Source organism: Streptomyces manipurensis, from assembly GCF_049570255.1.
Taxonomy (GTDB): Bacteria; Actinomycetota; Actinomycetes; order Streptomycetales; family Streptomycetaceae; genus Streptomyces; species Streptomyces manipurensis.
In genome coordinates, this window is record NZ_CP186950.1 from 778,076 (window position 1) to 794,553 (window position 16,478).

At 74.4% G+C, this 16,478-nt stretch carries 12 protein-coding genes; 4 read left to right on the forward strand and 8 right to left on the reverse strand.

The window, feature by feature from the left end:
- Positions 1–17 precede the first annotated feature (17 nt).
- The 3 genes from ACPU2J_RS03760 to ACPU2J_RS03770 form a co-directional block, all read right to left on the reverse strand.
- Positions 18–1,445, reverse strand: a complete 1,428-nt coding sequence (locus tag ACPU2J_RS03760; RefSeq protein WP_420081747.1) for a helix-turn-helix domain-containing protein — start codon at positions 1,443–1,445, stop codon at positions 18–20.
- 166 nt (positions 1,446–1,611) lie between these two features.
- The gene (locus tag ACPU2J_RS03765) at positions 1,612–2,067 is read right to left on the reverse strand and encodes a (2Fe-2S)-binding protein (RefSeq protein WP_420081746.1); all 456 of its coding nucleotides are present in this window, start codon (positions 2,065–2,067) and stop codon (positions 1,612–1,614) included.
- 21 nt (positions 2,068–2,088) lie between these two features.
- Entirely contained in the window at positions 2,089–4,323 is a 2,235-nt protein-coding gene (locus ACPU2J_RS03770; protein WP_423832742.1) for a molybdopterin cofactor-binding domain-containing protein, read from the reverse strand.
- A gap of 485 nt (positions 4,324–4,808) precedes the next feature.
- On the opposite strand from ACPU2J_RS03770, the gene ACPU2J_RS03775 reads away from it, so the two are divergent.
- On the forward strand, positions 4,809–6,230 hold the full coding sequence (locus ACPU2J_RS03775; protein WP_423832743.1) for a PP2C family protein-serine/threonine phosphatase: 1,422 nt from the start codon (positions 4,809–4,811) through the stop codon (positions 6,228–6,230).
- A 174-nt stretch (positions 6,231–6,404) separates the two neighbouring features.
- Here ACPU2J_RS03775 and ACPU2J_RS03780 read toward each other — a convergent pair whose 3' ends face one another.
- Positions 6,405–7,898 (reverse strand): hypothetical protein, encoded by a 1,494-nt coding sequence (locus tag ACPU2J_RS03780; protein WP_365496242.1) that lies wholly within the window; start codon positions 7,896–7,898, stop codon positions 6,405–6,407.
- 230 nt (positions 7,899–8,128) lie between these two features.
- On the opposite strand from ACPU2J_RS03780, the gene ACPU2J_RS03785 reads away from it, so the two are divergent.
- The 3 genes from ACPU2J_RS03785 to kstD all read left to right on the forward strand — a co-directional run bounded on the left by ACPU2J_RS03785 (position 8,129) and on the right by kstD (position 11,686).
- Entirely contained in the window at positions 8,129–9,253 is a 1,125-nt protein-coding gene (locus ACPU2J_RS03785; RefSeq protein ID WP_399817957.1) for an aminoglycoside phosphotransferase family protein, read from the forward strand.
- 122 nt (positions 9,254–9,375) lie between these two features.
- Positions 9,376–9,768 (forward strand): MmcQ/YjbR family DNA-binding protein, encoded by a 393-nt coding sequence (locus tag ACPU2J_RS03790; RefSeq protein ID WP_423832744.1) that lies wholly within the window; start codon positions 9,376–9,378, stop codon positions 9,766–9,768.
- A gap of 124 nt (positions 9,769–9,892) precedes the next feature.
- Positions 9,893–11,686 (forward strand): 3-oxosteroid 1-dehydrogenase, encoded by a 1,794-nt coding sequence (gene kstD / locus ACPU2J_RS03795; protein WP_423832745.1) that lies wholly within the window; start codon positions 9,893–9,895, stop codon positions 11,684–11,686.
- Between the two features lie 58 nt (positions 11,687–11,744).
- On the opposite strand, the gene ACPU2J_RS03800 is transcribed toward kstD, so the two are convergent.
- The 4 genes from ACPU2J_RS03800 to ACPU2J_RS03815 all read right to left on the reverse strand — a co-directional run bounded on the left by ACPU2J_RS03800 (position 11,745) and on the right by ACPU2J_RS03815 (position 16,448).
- Entirely contained in the window at positions 11,745–12,245 is a 501-nt protein-coding gene (locus ACPU2J_RS03800) for a hypothetical protein (protein WP_361603452.1), read from the reverse strand.
- 492 nt (positions 12,246–12,737) lie between these two features.
- Positions 12,738–15,563 (reverse strand): ATP-binding protein, encoded by a 2,826-nt coding sequence (locus tag ACPU2J_RS03805; RefSeq protein ID WP_423832746.1) that lies wholly within the window; start codon positions 15,561–15,563, stop codon positions 12,738–12,740.
- 137 nt (positions 15,564–15,700) lie between these two features.
- Positions 15,701–16,108 carry an ACT domain-containing protein gene (locus ACPU2J_RS03810; protein WP_389069963.1) on the reverse strand — a complete coding sequence of 136 codons (408 nt, stop codon included), beginning with the start codon at positions 16,106–16,108 and terminating at the stop codon, positions 15,701–15,703.
- A gap of 112 nt (positions 16,109–16,220) precedes the next feature.
- Positions 16,221–16,448, reverse strand: a complete 228-nt coding sequence (locus tag ACPU2J_RS03815) for a DUF397 domain-containing protein (RefSeq protein ID WP_420082507.1) — start codon at positions 16,446–16,448, stop codon at positions 16,221–16,223.
- Positions 16,449–16,478 lie beyond the last annotated feature (30 nt).

Here is a 16,478-nt window from a genome sequence, read left to right on the forward strand (position 1 = left end):
CCCTTCTGGGGCGGGTGTCACGGGGCGAGCTCCTCCGCCCGGTGCGCCAGCCACAGGTCGTGGCGGGCGCTCGGGGACTGGAGGAGTGAGCGCTCCAGCAGGGCCTCGATCCGGGCCAGCCGCTTGCGGGCGGCCGGCACCGAGACCCCCATCGCGGCGGCGGCCGGGACGAGCCGAGCCTCGTGGTCCAGCCAGGCGCGCACGGTGGCGCGGGCCCCCGCCGGGGCGCCGGGTGCGGTCAGCCGGCCCAGGTGGGAGGCGGCCCAGGCGGTCAGCCGGGGATCGCCGAGCACCTCGTCGAGACCGGGTGCGGCCGCCGGGGCGGCCGCCCCGCTCCCCCGCGGCGCGCCGCCGGTCAGCCGCAGGGCGAGCGACAGGGCGGCCTGGTCGGCCAGCCGGCCGAGGTCCACGTCCAGCAGGGTCTCCACCAGCCGGAGCCGGGCGGCGAGGGTGTTGCGGTGGATCTTCAGCAGCCGGGTCGCGTGCGAGGTGAAGTTCAGCCAGGCGTGCAGGGTCGCGCGCAGTTCCTGCGCGCCGGGGTCCTGGGGCCGCCGCGGCTCGTACGTGTGGAGCGGCGCGAGCAGGGCCGCGGCCCATCCCGCACCCGCCTCGTGGGCAGCGAGCTCCAGCTCCGGTCCGGGGCCGAAGCGGGCGTGGCGTTCGCTGCGGCCGCGGGCGACCGCCAGGGCGTGGAAGGCCTGGGTGTAGGCGGCCTGGGCCCGGCCCAGTCCCAGTTCCCCGCTGACCCCGACCGCGCAGTCCGGGGCCACCGCGGTCAGGGCCGCGGCCAGGGCGTCGTCCTCGGCGCAGGCGCCGGGGCCGGCCGGGACCAGCACGATCAGGTGCCGGACGTAGACCGGGCAGCGCACGATCCAGGCCCGGCCGCCCGTCAGTTCCGCGCAGAGCCGGGTGACTTCGGCGCGCTCCCCGGCCCGGCACTCGGCGACGTACATGCGCATGGGGTCGGGCAGCGACGGCCGCAGGGCCTCGGCGATCTGGTGGGCGGTGGAGAGCCGCCCGTTCATCAGCAGGTGCAGGACGGCCTCACGGGCCCGCGCCTCGGCGAGCGCGGCCCGCTCCTCCCGCCGCTCGCCCTCCTCGGCCCGCAGGACGAGTTCCAGCGGTACGGCGGCGTCGGCCAGCAGGGTGGGGGCGTCCGGGTGATGCGGCAGGGGCAGTACGGCGGCCAGCGCGCGGCCCGCGTCCAGGGCGAACAGCAGGGTGGCCGCGTCGGCCCCGTACAACACCGCGGACCGCACGCCGCGGGCGGACATCTCGGCGGTGCCCCGGGCGGCGGCCTCGGGCAGCGCCGGGCCCGGTTCCGCCCCGGGGCCGACGACCCCGGCCCATCCGCCGAGTCGGGCGGTGAGCCATTCCACGAGGGCGGCCGATCCGCCCGTGTGGGCGAGTCGGTGGAGCTTGAGGACGTCGTCGGACCGGGACACCGCCGCATTCAACCACCCCGGGGACGGACACTGTGCGGTGCGGTACCCCCTGCCGGCCGGTCACGGGGCAGGGCGAAACCTGCGCGCGGGTCCGCGGCCGCATAGCGTGGGCCGTGTGCGGCAGGGTCCCGGTCTCCACGGGGGAAAGACCGGGACCCGCCGCCGCTCACATCCGCGCGGCGGCGCTGCGGATGGCCTCCCGGATGCGGAAGTAGGTGCCGCAGCGGCAGATGTTGGCGATGGCGTCGATGTCCTCGTCGGTGGGGGAGCTCGTGCGCCGGAGCAGGGCCACGGCGGCCATGATCTGTCCGGGCTGGCAGAACCCGCACTGGGCGACGTCCTGTTCGAGCCAGGCCTCCTGCACGGGGTGCAGTACGTCACCGTCCGCCAGGCCCTCGATCGTGGTGACCGTCCGTCCCGCGCACGCCGAGACCGGAACGACGCACGGGCGGACGTCCTCGCCGTCGAGGTGGCTGGTGCAGGCCTTGCAGACGTCCACCCCGCAGCCGTACTTGGGGCCGCGGACGCCCAGCATGTCGCGCAGCACCCAGAGCAGGGGGAGATCGTCGGGGGCGTCGACGGTGACGCTCCGCCCGTTGACGGTGAAGGTGTGCGAGGGCACGGCGTACTCCTGGCTCCGGGGCTAGCGGGGGTAGGGGGTGAAGTCGACGTCGAAGTCGAGGGGGAAGCTGCGCGGCTTCGCACCGGTCGCGCGGGCCCAGGCGTTGGCGATGGCGCCGACGGCGGCGGGCACGCCCAGCTCCCCGGCGCCGCCGGGCTCCTCACCGGTGGCGGGCAGGACGAAGACGCGTACGTCGCGGGGGGTGTCGCGCTGCTGCGCCCAGTGGAACTGGCTGTAACTCCCCTCCAGTGGCAGCCCCTTGTCGATGTGCAGCCCGGCCCGCAGGGTCGTGGAGAGGGCGTCGGTGAGGCCGCCGATCATCTGGGCCTCCAGCCCCCGCGGGTTGACCGGCAGGCCCACGTCCACGGCGATCACCGCCTTGGTGACGCGGACGTGCTGCGGGTCCCGGGTGTCGACCTCCACGAGGCAGGCGGTACGGGACTTGTACTCCTCGTGGAAAGCGATGCCCTGCGCGCAGCCGGGCGGCATGGTCCGGCCCCAGCGGCCCTCGGTCGCCGCCTTGTCCAGCACGGCGCGCTGGGCGTCGGTCTTGAGGAAGGTCCGCCGGAAGCGGTACGGGTCGCGGCCGGTGCGCGCGGCGAGTTCGTCGACCACGATCTCCTCGGCGCCGCGGGTGTTGGCTGAGTACACCGAGCGCCAGGAGCCGGTGGGGATGCCGGTCGGCACTTCGGTGAGGACCTGGGTGGTGAGGCCGAAGTGGTAGGGGGACTTCACGGTGGTGTGGAAGAGGGTCTGGGCGAGGGTGGCGTTGCCGATGCCGAGCGGGAGGTGGGCGGCGGTGGCGGTGATGATCTCGCCGAGGCCGTGCCGGAAGTCGGTCTCGGCGGCGGCGACCCGGTGCTCGAAGCTGAGCACCTCGCCCAGCAGGTGCGTGGCCCGGATCTTGTGGTGGGTCGCGGGGCGCATCCGGCCGTGCCGGGTGTCGTCCACGCGCGTCCACATCACCTTGACCGGCCGGCGGCAGACCTTCGAGACGCGGGCGGCCTCCAGGGCCGCGTCGAAGAAGAGCCTGCGGCCGAAGGAGCCGCCGGCCTGGACCACGTGCACGGTGACCCGGTCCACGGGCAGGCCGAGCTCCGCCGCGATGGTCTGGCGGGCCACGATGGGGGACTTGAGGCCGGACCAGATCTCGGCCCGGTCCGCACGCACGTCCGCGACGGCGCAGTTGGTCTCCATCGGTGCGTGGCTGACGAAGGCGAAGTCGAACTCGGCGTCCACGTAGGGCGTCAGCAGCGGCGGCACCACCAGGGGCGCCGTGGCCGCCCGCAGTCCGGCGCGGATCTCGGGGTCGGACAGCCGGTCCGCGGGGCCCGGCCCCCAGGTGACCCGGAGCGCCGACTTGGCGTCGATGGCCTGGCCGAAGGTCTCCGCGACGACGGCCACGCCGGTGGGCACGGTCACCACGTCGAGGACACCGGGCATGGCCCGGACCGCGGCGAGGTTGGCGACGGAGACGACGGTGCCGCCGAAGGTGGGGGGCCGACGCAGCACGCACGGCTTCGCACCGGGCACGTCGAGGTCGAGGGTGTACTGCTGGGCGCCGGTGACCATGGCGCGGGCGTCGATCCGGTTCGCCGGCCTGCCCACGAGGGTGTGCTGCGCCGCCTTCTTGGGGGTGGCGGCCGGGACGACGAGTGCGGGGTCGGCGGCGGCCGCGGCGAGCTCCCCGTAGCGGGCGGTGCGGCCGTCGGGCGCGCGGACGGCGCCGTCGGCGGTGGTGAGGGAGTGCGGGGGCAGCTGCCAGCGGCGGGCGGCCGCGGCGACGAGGCGGGCCCGGGCGGTCGCGGCGCACTGGCGGACCGGCCCGTACAGGGAGCGGATGGAGTTGGACGATCCGGTGAGCTGGTTGAAGAGCAGCTCGGGGCGGGCGTCGTCCAGTTCCACCCGGACGTCGGCGGGCGGGGCGTCGAGTTCCTCCGCGACCAGCAGGGCCACGGCGGTGGTCAGGCCCTGGCCGACCTCCTCGCGCGGCAGCCGGAAGCGGACGGTGCCGTCGGCCTCCACGGAGAGTGCCAGCAGGGCGGAGGTCGGGGCGCCGGCGAGGATGAACAGGTCGCCGAGGTCGATGACGTCGGCGATCGCGGGGAGGCTGGGCACCACGGCGTGGGCGGACTGCGGGGCCAGGGCGTCGGCGCCAACACGGGTGACCAGGGCGAGGGTCGGCGCCGCGACGAGGTGGGTGAGGAAGGAACGCCGGCTGGGCCCGGCGGGGTTCGTGGCGCGCAGCCCGGTCATCGGTCGTCTTCCCCACGCTGTGCGGATCCGCCTGTGCGGACCTCCCCCGTCGTTACCGGCACGTAGAGTAGCGACGGCGTGGCGTGGTGGGAAGCCCCGTTCCCGCCGTCCCGCCCCGCGAAGGGGTCACTCGTTCGGGGGTATTGCGACCGGCGCGGTGAACCACCGCCCGGGTGATCTCGTCCGCCGGGGCGCTTGCCGTTGTTCGTCCGTACGATCGACCGGCCGGGGGCGGATGGCACGATTCCGGCCGCCCGTTCCGCCGTCCCGGATCCGGGACCGGCTGGTGTGCGGCCCGCACCGGAAAGGGCCATGACCGGATTCGTTCGCACGCCCCGAAAGCCCTCGCAAGGCCCTAGGCATATGCCGAAAGCAAGAACGTAGCGGATGTTGCCAAACGCCTTACACACTGTCGCTGCCTGTGCAACAGTCGTTACCGGTCCTTCCTTCAGACTTGGCCGTGCCGCGCCTGTATCGGAGTTCTCATGCCGTCCCACCTGTTCGCGGACCGTCCCGCGCAACCGCCCGAGCCGGGATCCGTGGACGCGCTGATCTCGCAGACCCGGCGACTGCGGGGTGACGTGGACGCCGTCCGCCGCGACACCGTCGTGGACGACGACGACGCGCAGGGCCGCTGGCAGCGCGCCCTGTGCGACCTGGCCGTCCATCATCTCGACGACCTCCGCGAGCACCTCGGCCAGCTCAAGGAGGGCCTGCCGCCCGCGCCCGAGCCCGTCGACTTCCCGCAGCCCGCCCCCGAGACCGTGCCCGAGGCACAGACCCGGGTCGGCAGCGCCGAGTGGAACCTGCTGACCGACGAGGTCATCTGGTCCGACGAGCTCTTCCAGATCTTCGGCCGGTCCCCCGAGTCCGGGGCGCTCCCCCTGGACGAACTGGGCTCCACCCTCTTCTCCGAGGACCAGCCGCTGCTCACCGCGTGGGTCACCGCCTGCCTGGTGGACGGCAGGCCGATCGACGGCGAGTTCCGCATCGTCCGGGCCGACGGCCGGGTCAGGACGCTGCACATGAGGGGCGAGCCGGTGCTCGACTCCGACGGCTGCGCCGCCTCCATGTGGGCGGTGCTCCGCGACGTGAGTGAACTGCGCAGGAGCCAGCGTGCGGTGCGCGAGTCCCGTGACTCGCTGCAGCGCCGGCTGGAGATCGCGCAGACCGAGCACCGGCTGGCGGTCGAGCTGCAGGAAGCCGTGCTCCCCCCGTGGCGCGGCTCCCTGCGGTTCCCGCACAGCGACGCCGGCTCGCTGGACGTCGCCGCGCACTACCTCCCTTCCGCCACGAGCGCCCTGATCGGCGGCGACTGGTACGACGCACTCGAACTCCCCGACGGAAGCTCGATGCTGACGGTCGGCGACCTGACCGGGCACGGGGTGACCGCCACCTCCGGCATGGCGATGATGCTGGGCGCCCTGCGCGGCATGGCCATGGCCGGCATCGAGCCGGGCCCCCTGATGGGCTGGCTCAACCAGCTGCTGGAAGCCTCGGTCCAGCCCGCCCTCGGCTCGGCCGTCTGCTGCCGCTACGACCCCGCCCGCCGCACGCTGTCCTGGGCCCAGGCGGGACACCCGGCCCCCCTGCTGTTCCGACGCGGCACGGGACGCTCCCTGACGCCCCCGGAGGGCGTGCTCCTGGGGGCGACCACGGGTGCCTCGTACGGACAGGCCGAGGAACAACTGCAAGCAGGCGACCTGTTGGTCCTGCACACCGACGGACTGACGCCGCGCAGCATCGAGTTCAGCCGGACGGACGGCACCGAACGGCTGCTGGCGATGGCGCCCCGACTCTCGGCGGCCCGGTCGGCGCAGGACTGCGTCCGGCTCGTCGTCGAGGAGTTCGCGGACGGCGAGCGGGAGGACGACGCCTGCGTGCTCGTGGCCCGCGTCGGCGGGTAGGAGCGGCACACCGGCCGGTACCAGGCCGGTCGTACGGGGCTTCTGGGCCGCGCCGGACGGCGCGGCCTTTCCCGTCTCCGCGTCCCGTCCCGTGTCCGTACCCGTATCCGGCCCGGTGGGGACGACGCCCCCGGGCGGGCGGGCCGCCGGACGCGCGCGAGGGCCGCCGAGGGGCTACACCCCCGCGGCACGGCCCGGAGCCGGGCTGTCGGGGAGGGCCAGCTTGATCTCCTGGCGCAGGTCCTCGATGCGCGCGTACCCCGCGTACTGGGCCGTCAGCCGGTACATCTCGCGCAGCCGGTCCCAGGTCCGGTGCGAGGAGGTCTCGTTCATCGAGACGAGGGCCAGCCGGGCATAACGGTCCGCCTGTTCCGGCTCGTCGGCGATGAAGCAGGCCGAGGCCATCGAGATGTAGTCGAAGATCTGGGAGCGCTGGTAGCCCTCACCCCGCAGCCGCAGGGCCTCCTTGGCGTGCCGGGCCGCGACCGGCGCCGCGGCGGCGTCGTGGTCGGCGAGGGTCCGGTAGGCGAGGGCCTGCATGCCGTGCAGGTCCGCCTCGTCGAAGTGCTGCATCCAGCTGGGCGGCGGCACGTCCCCCTTGTCGGAGACGAAGAGCTCCTCGGCCTCGCCCAGGGTGCGGCGCATGGCCTGCCCCTTGCCCATGGCGGCCTGCGCCCAGGCCTCGATGGTGTGCAGCATGGCCCGGGTGCGCGGCAGGGTCTGCTCGCCCGAGCCGGACTTGGCGAGCTTCATCAGGTCCAGGGCCTCGTTCGGCTTGCCGAGGTGGACCATCTGGCGGGCGGCGCGGGACAGGGCCTCCCCGGCGCGCGGCCGGTCGCCGCCTTCGCGGGCCGCGTGCGCCGCGATGACGAAGTACTTCTGCGCGGTCGGTTCGAGACCGACGTCGTGCGACATCCAGCCGGCGAGCACCGCCAGGTTGGCCGCCACCCCCCAGAGCCGTCGCTGGAGGTGGTCCGGGTGGTGGTAGGCCAGCATGCCGCCCACCTCGTTCAACTGGCCCACGACGGCCTTGCGCTGGAGGCCGCCGCCGCGGGAGGCGTCCCAGGCGCGGAACACCTCCACGGAGCGCTCCAGGGCCTCGATCTCCTGGGAGCCGATGGGGGCCGCCTCGTAGCGGTCGAAGCCCGCCTGGTCGGCCTGGAGGGTGTCCCCGACGCGCAGGGGTGCCGCCTTCGCCACGGCGGGGTCGGTGTGGAGCCAGTCGTACATGGCGTTGGTGAGGGCTGAGCCGGCGGTGAGCACCGCGCCCGCGCCCATCAGACCGCGACGGTTGAGCATGAGGTCCATTCCCGTGAATTCGGTGAGGACCGCGGCTGTGCGTTCGGGCGCCCAGGGCATGCCGTCGGGGTTCTCGCGAGCCCCGTCAGGCTGCCGTCCGGTGGTGCGCCGCTGCCGTACGAACCCGAGGTCCTCGATGGTCACGACACGACCGAGCCGCTCGGTGAACAGTGCTGCCAGTACCGTGGGCACCGGTTCGCGGGGGCTCTCCCCCATGTCGATCCAGCGCCGCACCCGCGAGGTGTCGGTGGCCAGCTGCGGGTGGCCCATGGCCGCCGCCTGCCGGTTCACCATCCTCGCCAGTTCGCCCTTCGACCAGCCGGCCAGGCCGAACAGGTCGTTCAGGCGGGTGTTTGGACCTTTGCTCACGTCAAGCCCCCAGGTTCTCGGCTGAGTTGACAGTAGCCCCCCGTCAGATGCCCAGCGACTATTCGCCAGGCTTCGCCAGGGCACGCCCGATGGTTCGCCACCTCGCGCCTGGTGTCAGGTAGGAATGCGCCTCCCCGCCCCGGTCACCGGCGGAACTCCCCAGGGTGAAGCAGGGGATCGGCGGGGTGGCGTACGCAACTCGTCGGCGCACGAAGGGATCCGTATACATCATGTACGCAGCAACGTCCTCCGTGTCCGCCCCGGTCCGGCCGCACCGCACGCTCCCGGCCGGCGGCGGCCCCTACCTCGAACCCGGCCGCCCGGCCGGCGTGGCGCAGGGCGTCGTGCGGCCCCGGCGCATGCCGGGAGCCGGATCGCAGCCCGTCAGCGGAAGACTCGACCTCTCGGGTCCGCAGGGAGCGCAGTTGCGCACCGCGCTGGCCTCGGTGCAGCGGATCTGTCCGGAGTTCGCACCCGTGCAGGTGCTTCGGCGCAGCGGCCGCTCGGTGCTCCTGGTGGGCACCACCGGGCGCCTGACCGCCGTCGCGAAGGTTTTACTGGACCACTCGCCGGAATGGCGTGAGCGCTACCGCCACGAAATAGCGGCGTACCGGGCGTTCGTCCGGCACCGCCCTCCGGTCCGGGTACCGCGGCTGATCGCGGCGGACCCCGAGAACTGCACCCTCGTCGTCGAACGGATGGCGGGACGGGTCGCCGCCCTCCAGCGGCACCCGGTGGAGCCGCCCCCGCGGGTGGACCTGCGGGCGGCCCTCGGAGCGGTCTGCCGGGTCAACCAGTGGCAGCCTCCGGCCGAGCTGTTCGGTACGCCGATGAACTACGCCCGCCGCATCGCACGGGACTACGAGCTGGGGCTGCTCACCGACCGCGACCTCGGCGACCTCCAGAAGCTCCTGCACGGGGTCAAGCTGTCGGGCACGGCACTGCAGTTCAACCACGGTGACGCGCTGCTGTCGAACCTGCTGCTCTCCCCCGCCGGACCGGTGCTGCTCGACTGGGAGCACGCGGGCTGGTACCTGCCGGGCTACGACCTCGCCACCCTGTGGACGGTCCTCGGCGACGCCCCGGCCGCCCGGGCGCAGATCAGCCGGCTCGCCCAGGCGGCCGGGCCGGCCGCCCGGGACGCCTTCCTGGTCAATCTGATGCTGGTGCTGACCCGGGAGATCCGGATGTCCGAGACGGCGGTGCAGCGCTCGATGCTGGCTGCCGCCCCGGCCCAGCCGCTGCCCTCGGGTGCGCTGTCCTCCGGCGAGGAGCAGCGGCTGCTGCTCCGTCGTCTGCACGACGACGCGGGCATGGCGCGCAGGGCGGTCCGCGCGGCGGTCGGCACGCGCTGAACCGCTCCCCCGAACGCGAAGTCCCGTGGCTCCCACCGCCACGGGACTTCGCCCGTTTCCCTGCCCGCCCTGCGCCCGGGGCTCCGTTGGCGTGGGAGGGGACGATCGGACGGGAGGCGCTGATGAGGTCCGGAGTGCGCACGTGGGAGGCGGTGCGGGAGTTCGCCCTCGGCCTGCCGGAGGCGGTCGAGGAGTTCCCGTGGAGCCCCGAGGACTGCGTGGTCAAGGTGAACAGGAAGATCTTCGTGTTCCCGGGGAACACCGACGGGCCGCAGACGCCCGGGCTGTCGGTCAAGCTGAAGGACGACGTGCTGCACGGGCACGCCATGGCCGCACCGGGTGCGGAGCCCACCGGTTACGGTCTGGGCAGGTCCGGGTGGGTGTCGGTGCCGCTCGCGGAGAAGGGCACGCCCCCGGTGCACGTGCTGTGCGAGTGGGTGGAGGAGAGCTACCGGACGGTGGCCCTCAAGCGGCACGTGAAGGAGCTGGACGCCCGCAGGCCGGCGGAGGGCTGAGCGGCGGGACCCTGGGCGCGGGTGTCGGATGCCTTGACATCCCATGATCCCCCGAACACCTTTTCTGACTGAGCATCAGACATGCCGAGTCACGCCCTCTGCCCCCTGCCGCTGGAGCCTGCCCATGTCCGCGAGCGCTTCACGCACACCGTCCGACGCACTCCCTTCGAGACGTGCGGTCCTCGCCGGTGCGGGGGCCGGGGCCCTTGCCGCCACCGTCCCGACGTCCGCCACCGCCCGCGCCGACAGCGCCCAGGACGGCCCGCCGCTCGGCGAGTACGACGTCGTCGTGGTCGGCTCCGGCGCCGCCGGGATGACGGCCGCGCTCACGGCGGCGCACCGCGCTCTGAGCGTGCTGGTCGTCGAGAAGGCCGCCACCTTCGGGGGGTCCGCCGCCCGTTCCGGAGCCGGCATCTGGCTGCCCAACAACTCGGTGATCCTCGCGGCCGGGGTGCCCGACACCCCGCAGAAGGCGGCGACGTACCTCTCGGCGGTGGTGGGCCCCGAGGTGCCCGCCGACCGCCAGGCCGCGTTCCTGGCCAACGGCCCCCGGATGCTGGACTTCGTGATGGCCGCGAGCCCGCTGCGGTTCCGCTTCATGGACGGGTACAGCGACTACTACCCCGGCCTTCCGGGCGGACTGCCGAACGGCCGCTCCATCGAGCCCGACCAGATCGACGGCAACGTGCTCGGACCGGAACTGGCCCGCCTGAACCCGGCGTACATGCCGGTCCCGGCCGGGATGGTGGTCTTCAGCCAGGACTACAAGTGGCTGAACCTGGCGGCGGTGAGCGCCAAGGGGCTGGCCGTCTCCGCGGAATGCCTCGCGCGCGGTACGAAGGCGGCGCTGCGCGGTGAGAAGCCGCTGACCATGGGCCAGGCACTGGCGGCGGGCCTGCGGGCCGGACTGCAGCGCGCCGGGGTCCCGGTGTGGCTGGGCAGTCCGCTGGTCGACCTGGTGCAGGAGGGCGGCGCCGTCACCGGGGTGGTGGTCGAGAGGGCGGGCGTACGGGGTGTCGTCCGGGCCCGGCGCGGGGTGGTCATCGGGTCGGGCGGTTTCGAGCACAACGCGGCGATGCGCGCCCAGTACCAGCAGCAGCCGATCGGGACCCAGTGGTCGGTGGGCGCGAAGGAGAACACGGGCGACGGGATCCTGGCGGGGCAGCGCGCGGGGGCCTCGCTGGCGCTGATGGACGACGCGTGGTGGGGGCCGTCGATCCCGCTGCCGGGCGAGCCGTACTTCTGCCTCGCCGAGCGGACCCTTCCGGGCGGGCTGATCGTGAACGCGAACGGGACCCGGTTCGTCAACGAGGCGGCGCCGTACAGCGACGTGGTGCACGTGATGTACGACAGGGACCGTGCGGCGCCGGGCTCGCACATCCCGGCGTGGCTGATCGTGGACCAGAACTACCGCAACAGGTACCTCTTCAAGGACATCCTGCCGACGCTCCCCTTCCCGGACGCGTGGTACGCGGCGGGCGCGGCGAAGAAGGCGTGGACCTGGGACGCGCTGGCCGGTCAGATCGGGGTCCCGGCCGGTGCGCTGCGGGCGACGCTGAACCGCTTCAACGCGCAGGCGTGGAACGGGACGGACGCCGACTTCCACCGGGGTGCCAGCGCCTACGACCACTACTACACGGACCCCGCCGTGCATCCGAACTCGTGCCTCGCGCCGGTGTGGGTCCCGCCGTTCCACGCCTTCCGGATCGTGCCGGGCGACCTGGGGACGAAGGGCGGCATCGTCACCGACGCACGGGCCCGGGCCCTGCGGCCGGACGGCTCGGTGATCCGCGGGCTGTACGCGGCGGGCAACGCCAGTGCCGCGGTGATGGGCCGCAGCTACGCGGGGGCGGGGTCGACGATCGGTCCCGCGATGACCTTCGGCTACGTGGCGGCGAACGACATCGCCGCCGCGTGAGGCGGCCGGGGGCCTCCCGGCCGGCCGGTCCGTGCCCGGATCCGGCCGGCCCGGGGGGTCAGCCCTGCTGGAAGAGCTCGGCGGGGAGCGGCTTCAGGAGGGCGTAGAGGTCGTCGGTGATCGGGCGATCCCAGCTGGCGATGGTGACCAGCACGTTGTCGCTGCGGTCGAACTGGACGCAGGAGATGCGGGACTCCGAAAGCTTGATCTTCCGGACGATGAGGAGGTTGTCGCCCTGCATGACGGGGCAGTCCTCGACGCCGGTGACCTCGACGTCCTCGTCGTTCTCCAGCGCGTCGAGGAGCTGGGCCACCTCGAAGGGCACCTCGCCGTCGCCGAGGTCCCGGGCCGGGGAGCCCTCCGGGAGGTTCCCGATGATCATCGCGGGGCCGCGTCCGCCGAACAGGTCGTAGCGGAGGAAGACACCCTGGCAGCTGCCGTCGGGGGCGGGCAGCAGCCCGGCCCCGAGATTGCCCGGCCAGTCCCCCGGGTCCATGGCCAGGACGTCGAAGTCCGGGCCGGCGGGTGTGGCGGCGCGGTGGCGGCGGAGGAAGGACATGCGGCCATGGTACGTGGCCGCGCGGGTTTTCCGGTCCGGGGGCCCCGCATCCCGCCACCGCGCCCGGCCGAGCGCTCGGACGGGTGGGACGGGGGTGAACCGGTGCGGCGCGAGTGCGGTGTCGCCGGTGGCGTGCGGGGCGCTGGGCGGGATCCGGCCCCGAAACCACGGGGCCGCTTCCCGGGGGCCCGGCCCGGGGCCTCGGCCCGTTCCCGGGGGCCTCGAGCCTCGGGCCTCGGGCCTCGGATCTCGGATCTTGGATCTTGGGCTCGGGCTCGGGCTCGGGAGCAGGGTCCGGGCGATCGCCCCGGCGGGCGCCCGTCCGGGGCCACGGGCCCCGGTCCGCCAGAGGCGGCGCGCCCGCTCACCGCGGGCGGCACCCACCGCCGGGCCCACCGGGCGGGCACCGTCACCCGGCTGCCGTGGATCACGGTCCCGGCCGCTTGCCCTGATCCGGCCCGTGCCGTCTCCTGCGGATCCTCAAGCGGCGGCCTAGCCTGCGTACGCCTCCAGTGCGGCCGGGAGGCCCTGGAGGTTCGTGCCGAGTTTGCGGCAGGCCGCGGACAGGTCCCAGTCGGGGTCGCGGCCGGGCGGGACCGGGTCGTCCGGTCCGTGCCCGGCGGCCGCGCGCCGGGCCGCCAGCAGCTCCTCCTCGGTGAGCCCGTCCGGCGAGGACGCCTCGCGGGGACAGGCGGCGCCCAGTCCGAGCAGGGTGTCCGTCGTCCGGGCCACCAGGCCGTCCGCGCCGCACTCGCGGGCCGTGACGACGGCCGCCGTCAGCAGGTCGGCGTCGCGCAGCTCGGTGCCGAGGGCCGCCAGGGCCTGGGCCAGCTCGTAGCCGGCGGGTGAGGCGGAGAGCAGGGTGACCGCCTCGCGCAGCAGGGCGGGGCGCTCCGCCTCCGGGGCGACCTGGGCCGCCACGCGCAGGGCCTGTCCGATCGCCGAGGGAGCGCCGAAGGCGCGGGCCCGCCGGACGGCGTCGGCGGCGAGGTCACGCGCCCGGGCGGGATCCTCCTCGGCCACGGCCCGGGCCAGGTGGAGCTGCCAGGGGCACCATGCCGGGTTCTGGATCCCGCGCGGGGTCAGGCGGCGGTCCACCGCTTCGAGTTCGGCGGCCGCCACCCGTACCTCACCGCGGGCCAGGAGGAGTTCGGCGTAGACGGTCTGGGAGTCCGGGAAGACGACGGCGGCCGGGAACGGGCTGCCGAACTCGTGCTCCCGGGCGAGGTCCCAGGCCTCGTCGGCGCGGCCCCGCGCGAGCAGGGTGGTGATGAGGATGGCGATGGCGTACCAGTGCACGGGGGTGCGCCGGCCGACGCGCTCGGCGAGCCGCAGCCCGGACCGGGCCAGGTCCTCGGCCTCCGTCAGCCGTCCGCGGCGGAAGCGGACGTAGGCGCGCAGGCTGTAGGCGAAGGAGAGGTGTGCCCCGCGCCAGCCCTGCCGCTCGAACTCGGCGGTGCCCGCCTCGAAGAGCTCTTCCGCGCGTCCGGGCCGGTCGGCGTACATGTGGACCATGGCGACCAGGACCGGGACCTCGAAGCCCCGGTCCTCGTGGGCCCAGCTGAACGGCTGTTCCAGGACGCGTCCGGCGTGGTGCAGCACCACGTCCACCGGTTCTCCGCGCAGGCAGGCGTCCCAGGCGCGCAGCCCGATGACGTACCGCTCGGTGAGGTCGCGGCCGGTGAGACGGTCGGCGAGTTTGGCGAGGCGCCGGGAGCGGGCCGGGGAGTCGGTCTCGGCGGCGTTGAAGGCGTCCCACATGAACTGTTCGGACTGCAGGCGCAGCCGGGCGCGGACGTCGGCGGTGTGGGGAATCTCCCGGGCGAGGGATTCCGAGGCCTCGGCGAGCCGGTCGCTGTGCGAGAGCACCTGGGCGAGGCGGATGACGATGCCCTGGCGCAGGGCCGGGTCGTCGAAGGGCTCGGCGAGGGCGGCCCGCAGGTGGTTGACGGTGGTGGCGGGCTCGGTGAGCAGGGAGGCGCAGCCCAGTTCGTAGAGCAGGGCGGCACGTTCGTCGAAGTCGGGCGGCTCCCGCAGCGCGCGGGCGAGCTGGCGGCGGGCTGCCTCGGGGGCGCCGGCCCGGAGATTCTCGGCGGCGGCCTCGCGCAGGACGCGGACCACCCAGGGGTCGTTCTCGGGGTGGGTCTCCAGCAGGTGGCGGGCGGCGGCGGACGGGCCGAGGCCGGCGTCGACGACGGCCGCGGCGGCCTTGCCGTGGAGGGCGACGCGGAGCGCGTCGGGGATGGCGCGGTAGATGGCGGTGGCGATGAGCGGGTGCACGAACTCCAGGCCGGTCTCCGGCTCCTGCTCGGACGCCGCCCCGCCGGCCGACAGGATGCGGGCCTCGCGCAGCCGCCAGGTGGCGGACGCGGCCTCCTCGATGCCGAGGGCGGCGACGCGGGCGGCGATGTCCTGCGGGATGGCGGTGCCGAGCACGGCGCAGGCCCAGGCGAAGCGGACGGTCGAGGGGCCGAGGCGTTCCAGGCGGGCGACGAGTCCGCTGCCGCGCTGGGCGGCGGCGAGGTCGGCCAGCTGCGGGGCGTTGGCCGCGACGGGCCGCAGGCCGGTGCCGCGGACCTTGGCGGTGAGCTCGACGGCCTCGAAGGGGTTGCCGGCGGTGACGGCCCAGGCCTCGCGGCAGAAGTCGTCCTCGGCGTGGTCACCGAGGGCGTCGCGGACGAGGTCCGCGACGGCGGCCGGGGTGAGCGGGGCGAGGGGCAGCGGGCGCTGTCCGGCCCGGCCGGGGAGGGTGCGGAAGGCGTCGGCGTCCGCGGGGAGTTCGTCGGGGCGGTAGGCGACGACCAGCAGCAGCGGGAGGTGCTCGGCGCGCGGGGCGAAGGCGGCGAGCCAGCCGAGCGACTCGGGATCGGCCCAGTGGGCGTCGTCGAGGACGAGGGTGACGGGGGCCCGTTTGACGACGAGGTGGGTGAGCACCCAGTCGAGGCCGTCGCGCAGGCCCTGGGGGTCGGGCGGGGCGCCCTGCTCGGGGGCGCAGAGGCCGAGGGCGGGGCCGACGATGGAGTACCAGCTCCCGAGGGCGGCGCGCAGCTCGTGCTCGGAGGTGCCGGCGAGCTGGGGCTGGATGAGCTGGCGGGCGACGTGGAAGGGCTGGGTCTGTTCCTGTTCGCCGCCGCGGGCGGTGAGGACGGTGCAGGAGCGGGCGTGGGCGCGGCGGCGGAGCTCGGCGAGGAGGGTGGTCTTGCCGAGGCCGGCGGGTCCGGAGAAGGCGAGCAGTGCGCCGCCCGCGTCCGGGGTGGGGCCGGTGAGTTGGTCCAGTGCTTCGTCGACGATGGCGAGTTCGGCCTCGCGTTCGACCATTGTGCGCCGTATGCGGGTCCGGCGGTCCGTCATGGCTGGTACCCCCCAGGCCTGTTCGGGGGGTTCAGCGTACGCCCGCGCGCGGGCCGGTGGATCCCACTGTCGGAAAGAATCCGATCTTCTCCTGCGCGGGTGCGTCAGTGCGGTAGTGAGCGGGCCGCGAGCCCTTCGAGGAGGGCCACCGCCTCGGCCGCCCGGTCGGCCGCCACGAAGAGGTGGTCGTGGTGGTAGCCGGCGATGACGTTGCAGCTCAGGCCGTGTGCGCCGAGCTCGGACGCGAAGGCGGCGGTGAGGCCGACGGCGTCGAGTGCGGAGTGCACCCGCAGGGTGATCCACCCGGCCGTGTAGTCGTACGGGAGTCCGGCCGCGTCGGCGTCCTCCCGGCGCAGGACGAGGGTGAGGCCCTCGGGCTCCAGCACGGTGGCGACGGGGGTGGTCCCGGCGGGGACCTCGGTGCCGGGGACGGTGCAGAACACGTACTCGCCCTCGTTGAGCTCGGGCCGCATGCCGCTCAGTAGTTTCCGCAGGTCGCTCTCTCCGCTCATGCCTCCACCCTACCGACGGCCCTCCCGGTGGGCGGGCGGACACCGGCGGCGGTCCACCGGGGGGGGTGTCCCCCACCCGCCCGGTGGTACCGCGCCGTGTCCGCCGGCCGTGCTAGGTGAGGTCGAACTCCCCGCCGCGCGCTCCCCGTACGAACGTGTGCCACTCGTCCGGCGAGAAGATCAGCGACGGGCTCTCGGGGCGCTCGCTGTTGCGCATCGCGATGAACCCCTCCACGAAGGCGATCTGGACGTCACCCGCCCCCCGGCTGCTCGACTGCCAGTCCGCCCCGCTGAGATCGAGGTCCGGCTTGCCCCAGCCAGCGAGGGGCTGTGAAGTCATGCTCTCGGCCACGTGCGTGCTCCTCCCGGT

Coding starts and splice junctions, on each gene's coding strand:
- ACPU2J_RS03785 (WP_399817957.1), top strand. CDS start 8,129: ATGTACGCAGCAACGTCCTCCGTGTCCGCCCCGGTCCGGCCGCACCGC.
- ACPU2J_RS03790 (WP_423832744.1), top strand. CDS start 9,376: ATGAGGTCCGGAGTGCGCACGTGGGAGGCGGTGCGGGAGTTCGCCCTC.
- ACPU2J_RS03775 (WP_423832743.1), top strand. CDS start 4,809: ATGCCGTCCCACCTGTTCGCGGACCGTCCCGCGCAACCGCCCGAGCCG.
- ACPU2J_RS03800 (WP_361603452.1), bottom strand. CDS start 12,245: ATGTCCTTCCTCCGCCGCCACCGCGCCGCCACACCCGCCGGCCCGGAC.
- kstD (WP_423832745.1), top strand. CDS start 9,893: ATGTCCGCGAGCGCTTCACGCACACCGTCCGACGCACTCCCTTCGAGA.
- ACPU2J_RS03810 (WP_389069963.1), bottom strand. CDS start 16,108: ATGAGCGGAGAGAGCGACCTGCGGAAACTACTGAGCGGCATGCGGCCC.
- ACPU2J_RS03805 (WP_423832746.1), bottom strand. CDS start 15,563: ATGGTCGAACGCGAGGCCGAACTCGCCATCGTCGACGAAGCACTGGAC.
- ACPU2J_RS03770 (WP_423832742.1), bottom strand. CDS start 4,323: ATGACCGGGCTGCGCGCCACGAACCCCGCCGGGCCCAGCCGGCGTTCC.
- ACPU2J_RS03815 (WP_420082507.1), bottom strand. CDS start 16,448: ATGACTTCACAGCCCCTCGCTGGCTGGGGCAAGCCGGACCTCGATCTC.